Origin of the sequence: Streptomyces sp. NPDC007896 (assembly GCF_042959425.1) — a bacterium.
In the GTDB taxonomy this organism is placed as follows: domain Bacteria; phylum Actinomycetota; class Actinomycetes; order Streptomycetales; family Streptomycetaceae; genus Streptomyces.
This window is the reverse complement of the sequence record NZ_JBIBKX010000022.1, coordinates 62,593-77,131: the sequence shown is the minus strand read 5'-3', so window position 1 is coordinate 77,131 and position 14,539 is coordinate 62,593. Positions and strand designations below refer to the sequence as shown.

The 14,539-nt window shown below is 70.1% G+C and carries 14 protein-coding genes; 12 read left to right on the top strand and 2 right to left on the bottom strand.

Going from position 1 to position 14,539, the window contains the following annotated elements; genetic code table 11:
• Window positions 1-43: 43 nt before the first annotated feature.
• Together ACFZDJ_RS46240 and galE are read right to left on the bottom strand one after the other, a co-directional pair.
• Complete coding sequence (locus ACFZDJ_RS46240; RefSeq protein ID WP_384914918.1) at window positions 44-982, bottom strand: cation diffusion facilitator family transporter; 939 nt, start codon at window positions 980-982, stop codon at window positions 44-46.
• Between the two features lie 137 nt (window positions 983-1,119).
• Window positions 1,120-2,097 carry a UDP-glucose 4-epimerase GalE gene (gene galE / locus ACFZDJ_RS46235; RefSeq protein ID WP_391068418.1) on the bottom strand — a complete coding sequence of 326 codons (978 nt, stop codon included), beginning with the start codon at window positions 2,095-2,097 and terminating at the stop codon, window positions 1,120-1,122.
• A 358-nt stretch (window positions 2,098-2,455) separates the two neighbouring features.
• Between galE and ACFZDJ_RS46230 the strand changes: the two genes are divergently transcribed.
• The 12 genes from ACFZDJ_RS46230 to ACFZDJ_RS46175 all read left to right on the top strand — a co-directional run bounded on the left by ACFZDJ_RS46230 (window position 2,456) and on the right by ACFZDJ_RS46175 (window position 14,397).
• Window positions 2,456-4,249, top strand: a complete 1,794-nt coding sequence (locus ACFZDJ_RS46230; protein WP_391068540.1) for a DUF5941 domain-containing protein — start codon at window positions 2,456-2,458, stop codon at window positions 4,247-4,249.
• Window positions 4,246-4,998: a sugar phosphate nucleotidyltransferase gene (locus tag ACFZDJ_RS46225; RefSeq protein WP_168513702.1), complete on the top strand. Its 753-nt coding sequence runs from the start codon at window positions 4,246-4,248 to the stop codon at window positions 4,996-4,998. The genes ACFZDJ_RS46230 and ACFZDJ_RS46225 overlap by 4 nt, the downstream gene beginning before the upstream one ends.
• Window positions 4,986-6,047: an iron-containing alcohol dehydrogenase family protein gene (locus ACFZDJ_RS46220; protein WP_384914913.1), complete on the top strand. Its 1,062-nt coding sequence runs from the start codon at window positions 4,986-4,988 to the stop codon at window positions 6,045-6,047. The genes ACFZDJ_RS46225 and ACFZDJ_RS46220 overlap by 13 nt, the downstream gene beginning before the upstream one ends.
• The gene (locus tag ACFZDJ_RS46215; protein WP_390928867.1) at window positions 6,025-6,804 is read left to right on the top strand and encodes a CDP-alcohol phosphatidyltransferase family protein; all 780 of its coding nucleotides are present in this window, start codon (window positions 6,025-6,027) and stop codon (window positions 6,802-6,804) included. Before ACFZDJ_RS46220 ends, ACFZDJ_RS46215 begins: the two co-directional genes overlap by 23 nt.
• A gap of 8 nt (window positions 6,805-6,812) precedes the next feature.
• A complete protein-coding gene (locus tag ACFZDJ_RS46210) occupies window positions 6,813-7,685 on the top strand; it encodes a glycosyltransferase (protein ID WP_391068537.1) in 873 nt (290 codons plus the stop codon).
• Window positions 7,686-7,805: 120 nt separating this feature from the next.
• Window positions 7,806-8,735: an ABC transporter permease gene (locus ACFZDJ_RS46205; protein WP_384914910.1), complete on the top strand. Its 930-nt coding sequence runs from the start codon at window positions 7,806-7,808 to the stop codon at window positions 8,733-8,735.
• The gene (locus ACFZDJ_RS46200; protein WP_390928864.1) at window positions 8,641-9,501 is read left to right on the top strand and encodes an ATP-binding cassette domain-containing protein; all 861 of its coding nucleotides are present in this window, start codon (window positions 8,641-8,643) and stop codon (window positions 9,499-9,501) included. Before ACFZDJ_RS46205 ends, ACFZDJ_RS46200 begins: the two co-directional genes overlap by 95 nt.
• A gap of 367 nt (window positions 9,502-9,868) precedes the next feature.
• On the top strand, window positions 9,869-10,771 hold the full coding sequence (gene hpnC, locus ACFZDJ_RS46195) for a squalene synthase HpnC (protein WP_390928862.1): 903 nt from the start codon (window positions 9,869-9,871) through the stop codon (window positions 10,769-10,771).
• Window positions 10,768-11,718 carry a presqualene diphosphate synthase HpnD gene (gene hpnD / locus ACFZDJ_RS46190; RefSeq protein WP_168513716.1) on the top strand — a complete coding sequence of 317 codons (951 nt, stop codon included), beginning with the start codon at window positions 10,768-10,770 and terminating at the stop codon, window positions 11,716-11,718. Before hpnC ends, hpnD begins: the two co-directional genes overlap by 4 nt.
• Window positions 11,718-11,858, top strand: a complete 141-nt coding sequence (locus tag ACFZDJ_RS46185; protein WP_382119283.1) for a DUF6380 family protein — start codon at window positions 11,718-11,720, stop codon at window positions 11,856-11,858. Before hpnD ends, ACFZDJ_RS46185 begins: the two co-directional genes overlap by 1 nt.
• The gene (gene hpnE, locus ACFZDJ_RS46180; protein ID WP_390928859.1) at window positions 11,855-13,270 is read left to right on the top strand and encodes a hydroxysqualene dehydroxylase HpnE; all 1,416 of its coding nucleotides are present in this window, start codon (window positions 11,855-11,857) and stop codon (window positions 13,268-13,270) included. The genes ACFZDJ_RS46185 and hpnE overlap by 4 nt, the downstream gene beginning before the upstream one ends.
• The gene (locus ACFZDJ_RS46175; RefSeq protein WP_384914899.1) at window positions 13,270-14,397 is read left to right on the top strand and encodes a polyprenyl synthetase family protein; all 1,128 of its coding nucleotides are present in this window, start codon (window positions 13,270-13,272) and stop codon (window positions 14,395-14,397) included. The genes hpnE and ACFZDJ_RS46175 overlap by 1 nt, the downstream gene beginning before the upstream one ends.
• The last annotated feature ends 142 nt before the right edge of the window (window positions 14,398-14,539 follow it).

Here is a 14,539-nt window from a genome sequence, read left to right as displayed (position 1 = left end):
CTCTTGAGGGCCCGTTGGGTCAGGAGCTTCCTGATGGAGCCTTTCAGTGGCAGAGCTTCGCCTCGTGCTCCGCGTGCCCGCTCGGTTCCAGCTGGAAGGTGCAGTGCTCCACGTCGAAGTGGTGGCCCAGACAGCCCTGGAGCTCGTGGAGCATCTTCTCGTGGCCGATGGCGTTCAGGACGTCGGAGCTGACGACCACATGGGCGGAGAGGACCGGCATGCCCGACGTGATGGTCCAGGCGTGCAGGTCGTGCACGTCCTCGACGCCTGGCAGGGCCAGGATGTGGGTGCGCACCTCCGCCATGTCGACGTTCTTGGGCGCCGCCTCCAGGAGCACGTCGAGCGTCTCGTGGAGCAACTTCCAGGTGCGCGGGACGATCATGATGCTGATGAGGATCGAGGCGATCGGGTCGGCCGCCTGCCAGCCGGTGGTCATGATCACCACGGCGGAGATGATCACCGCCACCGAACCCAGCGCGTCCGCCACCACTTCCAGGAAGGCGCCGCGCACGTTCAGGCTGTCCTTCTGGCCGCGCAGCAGCAGCGTGAGCGAGATCGTGTTCGCGACCAGACCGATCAACCCGAAGACGATGGTCAGACCGCCCTCGGTGTCGGCGGGCGTCACGAAGCGCTGGATCGCCTCGTACAGGACGTAGCCGCCGACACCGAGCAGCAGCAGACAGTTGGCGAGCGCGGCGAGGATCTCGGCCCGCGCGTAGCCGAACGTGCGGTTGCCGCTGGGCGGGCGGTTGGCGAAGTGGATGGCGAGGAGCGCCATGCCCAGCCCCACCGCGTCCGTCGCCATGTGTGCCGCGTCGGCGACGAGCGCGAGGGAATCGGCCATGAGTCCGCCGACGATCTCGACCACCATCACGGTGAGCGTGATCGACAGCGCGACCCGCAGCCTCCCGCGGTACGCGGCTGCCGCCGTGCCGCTGGTGGGCGCGCCGTGGGCGTGCCCGTGATCGTGTCCAGCCCCCATGGAAGCCGCCTCCTGTGCTCTGCCCGGGATCACAGTGAACTACGGGCGGGGGGTATCGGGCAATGCGGCACTGAACACCGTTGTCATATGCTCTGACCTGCGGAAACGATCCGCAGGTCAGAGCACACTCAAGATCGTTAATCCTGTGCCCGGGGGTGATGCAGCACCCACCCCTGCCACGCCGACTCCACCATCTCCCGGACCCCGCGCCGCGCGCTCCAGTCGAGTTCCCGCCCGGCCAGGTCGGCCGAGGCGACCGCGCGCGGCGCGTCCCCGGGGCGGCGCGGCTCGACGACCGGCGGCCGGGTGTCCCCGCTGACCTCGCCGATCAAGGTGAGCAGTTCTCGTACCGATACCCCTTCCCCGCGGCCGATGTTCACCGTGAGGTCGCCCGTCGCGCCGCCGGCCAGCCGCCGGGCCGCCGCGAGGTGTGCCTCGGCGAGGTCGGCGACGTGGATGTAGTCACGGACGCAGGTGCCGTCCGGCGTCGGGTAGTCGTCGCCGAAGATCCGCGGGGCCTCGTCGCGGGTGAGGCGGTCGAAGACCATCGGGATCACGTTGAACACGCCGGTGTCGGCCAGCTCGGGCTTGGCCGCACCCGCCACGTTGAAGTAGCGCAGGCACACGGTCGCGATGCCGTGGCTCCGGCCCGCCGCGCGGACCAGCCACTCCCCGGCGAGCTTCGTCTCGCCGTACGGGCTCATCGGCGCACAGGGGGTGTCCTCCGTGATGAGGTCCACATCCGGGTTGCCGTAGACGGCGGCGGAGGAGGAGAAGACGAAGCGCTTGACGCCGGCCCCGGCGACCGCCTCCAGGAGCGTCGCGAGCCCGCCCACGTTCTCCTGGTAGTAGCGCGTCGGCTGGGCCACGGACTCGCCGACCTGCTTGCGCGCGGCGAGATGCACCACGCCCGTCACCGAGTGCTCCGCGAGGACCCGCTTGAGCAGGTCCCCGTCCAGTGACGAGCCCTGCACCAGCGGAATGCTCTCCGGAAGCCGGTTCGGAACCCCGGCCGAGAGGTCGTCGAGGGCGACGACGCGCTCCCCGGCCTCCGCCATCGCCCGCGCCACGTGTGCCCCGATGTATCCGGCCCCGCCTGTGATCAGCCATGTCATGGACGACCACCCTATGTCGGTCCGCCGCCGGTGGCTCCGGTGCCGGCCGCCGATCCGACCGTCCTACCCCACTAAGTAACGGTCTGGAAGATGTTGTGATCAATGACGCAAATAATGCGTTCTGCGAGTACGGGTTTGTGACACGGCCCCCGGATCACCGATGATGATCGCGGCGGAGGCGGTACGCAGATGTGGTTGATCGCGCAGTGAACGGGCGGTGAACGCCCGCTTCTCATCATCGGATAGCCTCTGCCGACATGCCGCCCAGCGGCCTGAGCCCCTCGGGCCTGGGGCCGGGGCCTTCCCACCACGTACACGCCCGGCGCGAGGCCGCGTCGGCACTCAGGGAGTGAGTTCGCTGTCGACCGCCATCCTCACCGGCCAGCCGGTCCCCGGATCGTCGCTCGAGGGCGATCTGCGGTCGCTCGGCTTCGACGTGCGGCTCGCCGCCGAAGCCGGTGACGCCGAGACACTGCTGGCCGCCGTACCGGCGGACCAGCGGGTCGCCGTCGTCGACGCCCGCTTCGTGGGGCACCTGCACGCACTGCGCCTCGGCCTCACGGACCCGCGGTTCACGGCCTCCGCCCTGCCCGGCGCCGTCTCGGTGCAGCCCGAGGCCCGCCGGGCGCTGACCCGTGCCGTGGCCCGCGAGAGCTCCGCCTCCGGCGGCCTCGCCGTCGCCACCGACAACCTCGCCGAGCGGCTCACCGCGGCCCTCGACACGGACGGCGTCGCCGTGTTCCGCCCCGAGCTCGGCACGCTCGTCGCCACGGTCCCCACCGACCCGCAGGAGCGCAACGAGGCCCGGCAGGCCGTCTCCGCCGTGGACGACGAGGCCGTACGCCTGCGCAGCGCGGTGAAGGCCCGCGACGGCTTCTTCACCACGTACTGCATCAGCCCGTACTCGCGCTACATCGCCCGCTGGTGCGCCCGCCGCGGCCTGACCCCGAACCAGGTCACCACCGCCTCCCTGCTCACCGCGCTGATCGCCGCGGGCTGCGCCGCCACCGGCACCCGCGCCGGATTCGTCGCGGCCGGGCTGCTGCTCCTGTTCTCCTTCGTCCTGGACTGCACGGACGGGCAGCTCGCCCGCTACTCGCTCCAGTACTCGACGCTCGGCGCCTGGCTGGACGCGACCTTCGACCGCGCCAAGGAGTACGCCTACTACGCGGGCCTCGCCCTCGGGGCCGCCCGCGGCGGCGACGACGTATGGGCCCTCGCGCTCGGCGCGATGATCCTCCAGACCTGCCGGCACGTCGTGGACTTCTCCTTCAACGAGGCGAACCACGACGCCACCGCCAACACCAGCCCCACCGCCGCCCTCTCGGACAAGCTCGACAGCGTCGGCTGGACGGTCTGGGTGCGCCGGATGATAGTCCTGCCCATCGGTGAACGATGGGCGATGATCGCCGTCCTCACGGCGCTGACGACCCCCCGCATCACCTTCTACGCGCTGCTCGTCGGCTGCGCGTTCGCCGCGACGTACACCACGGCGGGCCGCGTACTGCGCTCGCTCACCCGCAAGGCCCGGCGCACGGACCGGGCGGCGCAGGCGCTGGCGGATCTCGCGGACAGTGGACCGCTCGTCGAACTGCTGGTGCGCTTGGCGCGCGGCACGGTCCGTATCGCGGCGCCCGTCAGTGCCGCCGTCGGCGGCGTCCTCGTGGTGACCTCGGCCCTGCTCTGGGGCGCGGGCTGGCAGACCGTCCTGTGCGCCATCGGCTACGTGCTCCTGTCCGCCCTCGCCGTCGTCCGCCCCCTCAAGGGAGCCCTCGACTGGCTGGTGCCCCCCTTCTTCCGCGCCGCCGAATACCTCACCGTTCTGGTACTGGCGGCCAAAGCCGATGTGAACGGAGCACTTCCCGCGGCTTTCGGCCTGGTGGCCGCCGTCGCCTACCATCACTACGACACGGTGTACCGCATCCGCGGCAACGCCGGAGCCCCCCCGCACTGGCTGGTGCGGGCGATCGGCGGGCACGAAGGCAGGACGCTGCTGGTCACCGTCCTGGCCGCGCTGCTCACCGCCGCACAGTTCAAGGTCGCGCTCACGGCGCTCGCCGTGGCCGTGGCGCTGCTGGTGCTCGTCGAGAGCATCCGCTTCTGGGTGTCCTCCGGGGCCCCCGCCGTACACGATGAAGGAGAACCCGCATGATCGGCCTCGTGCTGGCGGCCGGCGCCGGACGGCGTCTGCGTCCCTACACCGACAGCCTCCCAAAGGCTCTCGTGCCAGTGGGCCCCGCGGGCATAGAGGACAGCATCACGGTCCTGGACCTGACCCTCGGCAACTTCGCCGAGATCGGTCTGACCGAGGTCGGGATCATCGTCGGCTACCGCAAGGAAGCCGTGTACGACCGCAAGGACGCCCTGGAGGCCAAGTACGGCCTCAAGATCACCCTCATCGACAACGACAAGGCCGAGGAGTGGAACAACGCCTACTCCCTGTGGTGCGGCCGTGACGCACTCAAGGACGGTGTGATCCTCGCCAACGGCGACACCGTGCACCCGGTCTCCGTCGAGAAGACGCTGCTGGCCGCCCGCGGCGACGGCAAGCGCATCATCCTCGCCCTCGACACGGTGAAGAAGCTCGCCGACGAGGAGATGAAGGTCGTCGTGGACCCCGACAAGGGCGTCCGGAAGATCACCAAGCTGATGGAGCCCACCGAGGCCACCGGCGAGTACATCGGCGTCACCCTCATCGAGGGCGACGCCGCCGCCGACCTGACCGACGCCCTGAAGACGGTGTGGGAGACGGACCCGCAGCAGTTCTACGAGCACGGCTACCAGGAGCTCGTCAACCGCGGCTTCAAGATCGACGTGGCGCCGATCGGCGACGTCAAGTGGGTCGAGATCGACAACCACGACGACCTCGCCAAGGGACGGGAGATCGCGTGCCAGTACTGACAAGGCTCATCCCCTCGCCGGTCGTCGTCGACATCCGCCCGGGTGCCCTCGACGACCTGGCGAGCGTGCTCTCCGACCAGCGGATCTCGCACTCCGGGAAGCTGGCCGTCGCCGTGAGCAACGGCTCCGGCGCGAGGCTGCGCGAGCGGATCGCCCCGTCCCTGCCCGGCGCCACCTGGTACGAGGTCGGCGGCGGCACCCTCGACGACGCGATCCGGCTGGCCGGTGCCATCAAGGCCGGCCACTACGACGCGGTCGTGGGCCTGGGCGGCGGCAAGATCATCGACTGCGCGAAGTTCGCCGCGGCACGCGTCGGGCTCCCGCTGGTCGCCGTGCCCACCAACCTCGCGCACGACGGCCTGTGCTCGCCCGTCGCGACCCTCGACAACGACGCGGGCCGCGGCTCCTACGGCGTGCCGAACCCGATCGCGGTCGTCATCGACCTCGATGTGATCCGTGAGGCACCGGCGCGCTTCGTGCGAGCCGGCATCGGCGACGCGATCTCCAACATCAACTCGATCGCGGACTGGGAACTCTCCAACCGCGTCAACGGCGAAAAGATCGACGGCCTCGCCTCCGCGATGGCCCGTCAGGCCGGCGAGGCGGTGCTCCGGCACCCGGGCGGCATCGGGGACAACGACTTCCTCCAGGTGCTGGCCGAGGCGCTGGTCCTCACCGGCATCGCGATGTCGATCTCGGGCGACTCACGGCCCGCCTCGGGCTCCTGCCACGAGATCAACCACGCCTTCGACCTCCTCTTCCCCAAGCGCGCGGCGAGCCACGGCGAGCAGTGCGGCCTGGGCGCGGCCTTCGCGATGTACCTGCGAGGGGCGCACGAGGAGTCGGCGTACACGGCCGAGGTGCTGCGCCGGCACGGGCTGCCGGTGCTGCCCGAGGAGATCGGGTTCACCGTGGACGAGTTCGTGCAGGTCGTGGAGTTCGCTCCACAGACCCGGCCGGGCCGCTACACGATCCTCGAACACCTCGACCTGAAAACCAACCAGATCAAGGACATCTACTCCGACTATGCCAAGGCCATCAGTAGCTGAACTCCGCCCCGTCGTTCATCCCGCAGGGGTGAAGGACCGGCGCAGCGGTGAGCATTGGGCGGGACGCCTGTACATGCGAGAGATCTCGCTGCGCTGCGACCGCTACCTGGTGAACACCAGGATCACGCCCAACCAGCTCACGTACCTGATGACTGTCTGTGGCGTGCTCGCCGCCCCGGCCCTGCTGGTGCCGGGGATCCCGGGCGCCGTGCTCGGTGTGATCATGGTCCAGCTCTACCTGCTGCTCGACTGTGTCGACGGTGAGATAGCGCGCTGGAAGAAGCAGTTCTCGCTCGGCGGGGTCTACCTGGACCGGGTCGGTGCCTATCTGACCGACGCCGCGGTACTCGTCGGCTTCGGCCTGCGCGCCGCCGATCCCTGGGGTTCCGGGCGGATCGACTGGCTCTGGGCCTTCCTCGGCACCCTGGCGGCCCTCGGCGCGATCCTGATCAAGGCCGAGACCGACCTCGTCGGCGTCGCCCGCCACCAGGGCGGACTGCCGCCGGTCAAGGAGTCGGCGTCCGAGCCGCGCTCGTCCGGCGTGGCGCTGGCCCGCAAGGCCGCCGCCGCGCTGAAGTTCCACCGGCTGGTCCTCGGGATCGAGGCGTCCCTGCTGATCCTGGTGCTGGCCATCGTGGACTCGGTGCGCGGGGACCTGTTCTTCACCCGCCTCGGCGTCGCGGTCCTGGCCGGCATCGCCATCCTCCAGACCGTGCTGCACCTCGTGTCCATCCTCGCCTCCAGCAGGCTGAAGTGAGTACGGCGATGAAGGTCGGCGCGGTCATCATCACCATGGGCAACCGCCCCGACGAACTCCGAGCCCTGCTGGGCTCCGTCGCCAAGCAGGACGGCGACCGGGTCGAGGTGGTCGTGGTCGGCAACGGCTCGCCCGTCCCTGACGTCCCCGACGGCGTGCGCACCGTCGAGCTGCCCGAGAACCTCGGCATACCCGGCGGCCGCAACGTGGGCATCGAGGCCTTCGGCCCCGGTGGCACGGACGTCGACGTCCTGCTCTTCCTCGACGACGACGGCCTCCTCGCCACCCACGACACCGCCGAGCTGTGCCGCCGGGCCTTCGCCGCCGACCCCGAGCTCGGCATCATCAGCTTCCGGATCGCGGACCCCGAGACCAAGGAGACCCAGCGCCGCCACGTACCGCGGTTGCGCGCCTCCGACCCGATGCGCTCCTCGCGCGTGACCACCTTCCTCGGCGGCGCCAACGCGGTCCGTACGAAGGTCTTCGCCGAGGTCGGCGGACTTCCGGACGAGTTCTTCTACGCCCACGAGGAAACCGACCTGGCATGGCGGGCCCTCGACTCGGGCTGGATGATCGACTACCGGTCCGACATGGTGCTGTACCACCCCACGACCGCCCCTTCGCGGCACGCGGTCTACCACCGCATGGTGGCCCGCAACCGCGTCTGGCTCGCGCGCCGAAACCTTCCCGCGCCGCTCGTCCCGGTCTACCTCGGCGTCTGGATGCTCCTGACCCTGGCCCGCCGTCCCTCGGGACCTGCACTGAAGGCGTGGTTCGGCGGTTTCAAGGAGGGCTGGACCAGTTCCTGCGGGCCCCGGCGTCCCATGAAGTGGCGTACGGTATGGCGGCTGACCCGCCTCGGCCGTCCTCCTGTCATCTGACAAGCGACCACGCCATCTGACAAGCTCGTTCCCGGGAGCACGTTCGCCGTACTCCGGTCCCGTGCCCCCAGCCCCTGCCCCACCAGGCCGTGCGCATCATGAAGACGAAAGTTTCCATTTGTGAGTGAGACAACGCATGACGGAACTGTCGCGGTGAGCGACCGTCCGTCCCCCGATGACGGGCTCTCCGCGGCCGACGTGGCCGCCAAGTACGGGCTCGCGGTCAGCGGCGCCCGGCCCGGACTCGTCGAGTACGTGCGTCAGCTGTGGGGGCGGCGGCACTTCATCCTTGCCTTCTCGCAGGCGAAACTCACCGCGCAGTACAGCCAGGCCAAGCTCGGCCAGCTGTGGCAGGTGGCGACGCCGCTGCTGAACGCGGCCGTGTACTACTTCATCTTCGGCGTGATCCTCAAGGCCAGCCGGGGCATGTCGCACGACACCTACATCCCGTTCCTGGTGACCGGTGTCTTCGTCTTCACCTTCACGCAGAGCTCGATCATGGCGGGCGTCCGCGCGATCTCGGGCAACCTGGGGCTGGTGCGCGCGCTGCACTTCCCGCGCGCCTCGCTGCCCATCTCCTTCGCGCTCCAGCAGCTCCAGCAGCTGCTGTTCTCGATGATCGTGCTGTTCGTCGTGGTGATCGGTTTCGGCAGCGCGCCAGGTCTGTCCTGGCTGCTGATCGTCCCGGTGCTGGTGCTGCAGTTCCTCTTCAACACCGGCCTCGCGCTGATCGTGGCGCGCCTGGGCGCCAAGACGCCGGACCTCGCCCAGCTGATGCCGTTCATCCTGCGCACCTGGATGTACACCTCGGGCGTCATGTTCTCCATCAGCAACATGCTCGTCGGACGGCCCGAGTGGTTCATCCGCGCGCTCCAGGTGAACCCGGCCGCGATCTACATGGACCTGATGCGCTTCGCCCTCATCGACGGCTACGGCGCCTCCCACCTGCCGCCCCATGTGTGGGCCATCGCCACCTTCTGGGCCGTGGTCGTCGCCGCCGGCGGGTTCGTGTACTTCTGGAAGGCGGAAGAGAGGTACGGCCGTGGCTGAGCAGACATCCCACATCCCGACCGTCATCGCGGACGAACTGCACATCGTCTACCGCGTGAACGGCGCCAAGACCGGCAAGGGCAGCGCCACCGCCGCTCTCAGCCGCATCATCAAGCGCGGCGAGGAGCGGGGCGTACGCAAGGTGCACGCCGTCAGGGGCGTCTCCTTCATGGCCTACCGCGGCGAGGCCATCGGCCTGATCGGCTCCAACGGCTCCGGCAAGTCCACGCTCCTGCGCGCCATCGCCGGTCTGCTGCCCGCCGAGAAGGGCAAGGTCTACACCGACGGCCAGCCCTCGCTGCTCGGCGTGAACGCGGCCCTGATGAACGACCTCACGGGCGAACGCAACGTCATATTGGGCGGGCTCGCCATGGGAATGTCCCGCGAGCAGATCAGGGAGCGCTACCAGGAGATCGTCGACTTCTCGGGCATCAACGAGAAGGGCGACTTCATCACCCTGCCGATGCGCACCTACTCCTCCGGCATGGCGGCGCGGCTGCGCTTCTCCATCGCGGCCGCCAAGGACCACGACGTCCTCATGATCGACGAGGCCCTCGCCACCGGAGACCGCTCCTTCCAGAGGCGCTCCGAGGCCCGCATCCGTGAGCTGCGCAAGAGCGCGGGCACGGTGTTTCTGGTCAGCCACAACAACAAGTCGATCCGCGACACCTGCGACCGCGTGCTCTGGCTGGAGCGCGGTGAGCTGCGGATGGACGGTCCGACCGAAGAGGTCCTCAAGGAGTACGAGAAGTTCACGGGCAAGTAGCCCGCAACGCCCGCAATACCCAGGGCCCCGCCGCAACGATTCGGCGGGGCTCTGCGTCTGCAAAGGAAACGCCAACTCCTGCTGGCCTTAGGAATCTTGACACCAATCGGTGTGTTGTTGTGATGTGCAGGACACCCCGACGAACCTCGCTGCGTTGTACAACGTAAGCTGTACCGGTGCTGAATCGCGGCAAGTGGGGCGATACTGCGCAACACCCGGCACCGGCGCGCCGCGCGGAGTCCCGGGCGGCGTGTCCGATATGGGCACCCTTGGGTCGGCAGTGTAGAACGGGAGATGTGACGGCAATGGCTACGGAAACTCTCCAGCTCCGCGACGCGTGTGCCGTCCCCGCGCCGGGCGGCGAGCGGTGACCCAAGCCGGTACGGCGCGCACTGGTGAGACGGAGCGCGGAACGCTCGACAAGGCCGCGGGCGAGAACTTCCCCGTGGCCCCCTTCTTCCTGCCCCAGGCCTGGCGCGACGACCTGATGGCGGTGTACGGCTTCGCCCGCCTCGTCGACGACATCGGTGACGGCGACCTCGCCCCGGGCGGCGCGGACGCCAGGCTGCTCGGCGTGTCGCCCGAAGAGGCCGAGGACCGTCTCGTACTCCTGGACGCCTTCGAGGCCGACCTGCGCCGCGTGTTCGACTCGACGCCGCACCACCCGCTGCTGCGCCGCCTGCAGCCCACGGTCCGCCGCGCGGACCTCACCCCCGAACCCTTCCTCGGGCTGATCGCGGCCAACCGCCAGGACCAGCTGATCAAGCGGTACGAGACCTATGACGACCTCGTGGCCTACTGCGAGCTGTCCGCCAACCCCGTCGGCCGCCTGGTGCTGTCCGTCACCGGCACCTCCACGCCCGAGCGGATTCGCCGCTCGGACGCGGTGTGCACGGCGCTGCAGATCGTCGAGCACCTCCAGGACGTCGCCGAGGACCTCGGCCGCGACCGCATCTACCTGCCGGCCGAGGACATGAAGCGCTTCCATGTCCAGGAGGCGGATCTCGCCATGGCCACAGCAGGCGCATCGGTGCGCGCACTGGTTGCATACGAAGCAGAACGCGCGCTCCACCTCCTGAATGAAGGCACCCCCCTCGTGGGTAGCGTCCACGGCAGGTTGAAGCTGCTGCTCGCGGGGTTCGTGGCAGGGGGAAGGGCGGCGATCCGTGCGATCACCGCCGCTGAATACGACGTACTTCCCGGCCCGCCCAAGCCCGGCAAGCTCCAGTTGCTGCGCGAGGTGGGAGTGACTCTGCGAGGAGAGGGGTGATCCGGACCGTGGAGTCGGAACAACACGTGTCCGCACCGGTACTCGCCGCATACAGCTACTGCGAGGCAGTGACCGGTCAGCAGGCTCGTAATTTCGCCTATGGCATCAGACTTCTGCCGACGCCCAAGCGTCGTGCGATGTCGGCGCTCTACGCGTTCTCACGGCGTGTCGACGACATCGGCGACGGCGCGCTGGCACCGGATGTGAAGGCGGCGCGGCTCGAGGACACCCGGGCGCTGCTCGCCCGGGTCCGCGAAGGCCGGGTCGACGAGGACGACACCGACCCGGTCGCGGTCGCCCTCAGCCACACCGCCGCGTACTTCCCGGTGCCGCTGGGCGGCCTCGACGAACTCATCGACGGCGTCCTGATGGACGTACGCGGTGAGACGTACGAGACCTGGGACGACCTGAAGGTGTACTGCCGGTGCGTGGCCGGGGCGATCGGGCGGCTCTCGCTCGGCGTGTTCGGTACGGAACCGGGGGCGCGTGGCGCCGAGCGCGCGCCGGAGTACGCGGACACGCTCGGGCTCGCGCTCCAGCTCACCAACATCCTGCGGGACGTACGGGAGGACGCCGCGAGCGGGCGCACCTATCTGCCCGCCGACGACCTCGCGAAGTTCGGCTGCTCGGCCGGGTTCAACGGCCCGACCCCGCCCGAGGGCTCCGACTTCGCGGGCCTCGTCCACTTCGAGGTGCGACGGGCCCGCACCCTTTTCGCCGAGGGCTACCGGCTGCTGCCCATGCTCGACCGGCGCAGCGGCGCCTGTGTCGCGGCCATGGCCGGCATCTACCGGCGGCTCCTCGACCGCATCGAGCGCGAGCCGGAGGCCGTGCTGCGCGGCCGTGTCTCGCTGCCGGGGCGCGAGAAGGCGTACGTCGCCGTGCGCGGCCTCTCCGGTCTGGACGCCCGGCATGTCTCGAGGCGTACCGTCAGGAGGCGTACCTGATGGACAATATGGGCCAAGGTGATTCCATCGGCGAAAAGCGGCACGCAACCCTCCGGCACCGGGTGGCGTCCCTGACTGCGATGGCCTGCCGTGCACCGTTCAATCACCGCGGCACGGCCGCTGGGGAGGGTGCACGATGAGCGAGGACACGCAGCCCACGGGGACTTCGGGCCGCCCGGAAGGGGCTGCCGCCGTGGTGGTCGGCGGCGGGCTGGCGGGAATCACCGCCGCGCTCGCGCTGGCCGACGCCGGGGTGCGTGTCACCCTGCTCGAAGGCCGGCCGCGGCTCGGCGGGCTCGCCTTCTCCTTCCAGCGCGGCGAACTCACCGTGGACAACGGACAGCACGTGTATCTGCGCTGCTGCACCGCCTACCGCTGGTTCCTCGACCGCATCGACGGGGCCTCGCTCGCGCCCCTGCAGGATCGTCTCGACGTGCCCGTTCTCGACGCGGAGGCGAAACCCGGGCGGCGGCTCGGCAGAATCAGCCGCAGCGCGCTGCCCGTACCTCTGCATCTCGCGCGCAGCCTGGCGACGTATCAGCATCTGTCGCTCGCCGAGCGCGCCAAGGTCGGCCGTGCCGCACTGGCGCTCAAAGCGCTCGATCTCGACGATCCGGCCCTCGACGACCAGAACTTCGGCCAATGGCTCGCCGAACACGGTCAGTCGGAGCGTGCCGTCGAGGCACTGTGGGACCTGGTGGGGGTCGCCACCCTCAACGCGGTGGCCGGCGACTCCTCGCTCGGGCTCGCCGCGATGGTGTTCAAGACCGGTCTGCTGTCCGACCCGGGCGCGGCCGACATCGGCTGGGCCCGCGTCCCGCTGGGCGAACTGCACGACACTCTGGCCCGCAAGGCGCTCGACTCCGCGGGCGTGCGTACCGAAGTCCGTACACGCGTCACCTCCATCTCCCTTAACGAGAACGGGCGTTGGAGCGTTCAGGTTCCCGGCGAGAGGCTCGACGCCGACACCGTCGTCCTCGCCGTACCCCAGCGCGAGGCCCACGATCTGCTGCCCGAGGGAGCGCTCGACGCCCCCGAACGGCTGCTGGAGATCGGCACCGCGCCGATCCTCAACGTCCATGTCGTCTACGACCGGAAGGTGCTCGCGCGACCGTTCTTCGCCGCCCTCGGCTCCCCGGTGCAGTGGGTCTTCGACCGCACCGACGCGTCCGGACTGCGGGAAGGGCAGTACCTCGCCCTGTCGCAGTCGGCCGCCCAGGACGAGATCGACGAACCCGTCGCCGTCCTGCGCGAGCGCTATCTGCCGGAGCTGGAGCGGCTGCTGCCCGCCGCGCGCGGCGCGGAGGTGAAGGACTTCTTCGTGACCAGGGAGCGCACCGCGACGTTCGCCCCCACCCCAGGCGTCGGGCGGCTGCGGCCCGGCGTCCGCACCAGAGCCCCCGGCCTGTATCTGGCCGGCGCGTGGACCGCCACCGGGTGGCCCGCGACCATGGAGAGTGCGGTCCGCAGCGGTGTCGGTGCGGCGCGAGCCGCACTGGGCGCCCTGGGCCGGCCCCGCGACCACCTCCTCGCGTTCGAGGAGGCGGCCTGATGCTCGACGAGCGCGCGGCAGACCCCCGCACCCCCGGTACCGCAACAAGAGGAGAGACTGTGCCCACTGTGCCCCCGGCCGACAAGGCTGCCGACGCGGTGGACGTGACCGCGCTCCTGGAGCGCGGCCGGACCCTGGCCACACCGGTGCTGAAGGCGGCCGTCGACCGCCTGGCGTCGCCCATGGACACCGTCGCCGCCTACCACTTCGGCTGGATCGACGCCCAGGGCAACCCCGCGGACGGCGACGGCGGCAAGGCCGTGCGCCCCGCGCTGGCCGTGCTCTCCGCGCAGGCCGCCGGTGCCGCCCCCGAGGTCGGCGTGCCCGGCGCGGTCGCGGTCGAGCTGGTGCACAACTTCTCGCTGCTGCACGACGACCTGATGGACGGCGACGAACAGCGCCGCCACCGCGACACCGTCTGGAAGGTGCACGGCCCCGCCCAGGCGATCCTCGTCGGCGACGCCCTGTTCGCGCTGGCCAACGAGATCCTCCTCGAACTCGGCACCGTCGAGGCCGGGCGTGCCACCCGCCGGCTGACCAGCGCGACCCGCGCCCTCATCGACGGTCAGGCGCAGGACATCTCCTACGAGCACCGCGACCGCGTCAGCGTCGAGGAGTGCCTGGAGATGGAGGGCAACAAGACGGGCGCCCTGCTCGCCTGCGCCTGCTCCATCGGCGCGGTCCTCGGCGGCGCGGACGACCGTACCGCGGACACGCTGGAGAAGTACGGTTACCACCTCGGCCTGGCCTTCCAGGCCGTCGACGACCTCCTCGGCATCTGGGGCGACCCGGAGGCCACTGGCAAGCAGACCTGGAGCGATCTGCGCCAGCGCAAGAAGTCCCTGCCGGTCGTGGCCGCGCTCGCGGCGGGCGGGCCCGCCTCCGAGCGGCTCGGTGAACTGCTCGCCGAGGACGCCAAGGCCAGCGACTTCGAGAACTTCTCCGAAGAGGAGTTCGCCGTGCGCGCCGCGCTCATCGAGGAGGCGGGCGGCCGCGAGTGGACCGCCCAGGAGGCGCGCCGCCAGCACACCATCGCCATCGGAGCCCTGGACGCCGTGGAGATGCCCGACCAGGTGCGGGCCCAGCTCGTGGCGCTCGCCGACTTCGTCGTCGTACGGAAGAGATGATCACTATCGGTCGAATAAACCTCGCGTAGTCGCCGGCCGGTGCCTCTCCCAAGCTCTCAACTCCGTTCGAGCAGGGTGGGACCCCCATGAGACAGGCGCACCGGCCGACGGCGGACCCAGCAGAGACGTACCACTGCACGAA

Bases quoted from the DNA above. Each gene is read 5' to 3' on its own strand.
- ACFZDJ_RS46240 (WP_384914918.1), bottom strand. From the start codon at position 982: ATGGGGGCTGGACACGATCACGGGCACGCCCACGGCGCGCCCACCAGC.
- galE (WP_391068418.1), bottom strand. From the start codon at position 2,097: ATGACATGGCTGATCACAGGCGGGGCCGGATACATCGGGGCACACGTG.
- ACFZDJ_RS46225 (WP_168513702.1), top strand. From the start codon at position 4,246: ATGATCGGCCTCGTGCTGGCGGCCGGCGCCGGACGGCGTCTGCGTCCC.
- ACFZDJ_RS46215 (WP_390928867.1), top strand. From the start codon at position 6,025: ATGCCAAGGCCATCAGTAGCTGAACTCCGCCCCGTCGTTCATCCCGCA.
- ACFZDJ_RS46210 (WP_391068537.1), top strand. From the start codon at position 6,813: ATGAAGGTCGGCGCGGTCATCATCACCATGGGCAACCGCCCCGACGAA.
- ACFZDJ_RS46200 (WP_390928864.1), top strand. From the start codon at position 8,641: ATGTGTGGGCCATCGCCACCTTCTGGGCCGTGGTCGTCGCCGCCGGCG.
- ACFZDJ_RS46185 (WP_382119283.1), top strand. From the start codon at position 11,718: ATGGACAATATGGGCCAAGGTGATTCCATCGGCGAAAAGCGGCACGCA.
- hpnE (WP_390928859.1), top strand. From the start codon at position 11,855: ATGAGCGAGGACACGCAGCCCACGGGGACTTCGGGCCGCCCGGAAGGG.
- ACFZDJ_RS46175 (WP_384914899.1), top strand. From the start codon at position 13,270: ATGCTCGACGAGCGCGCGGCAGACCCCCGCACCCCCGGTACCGCAACA.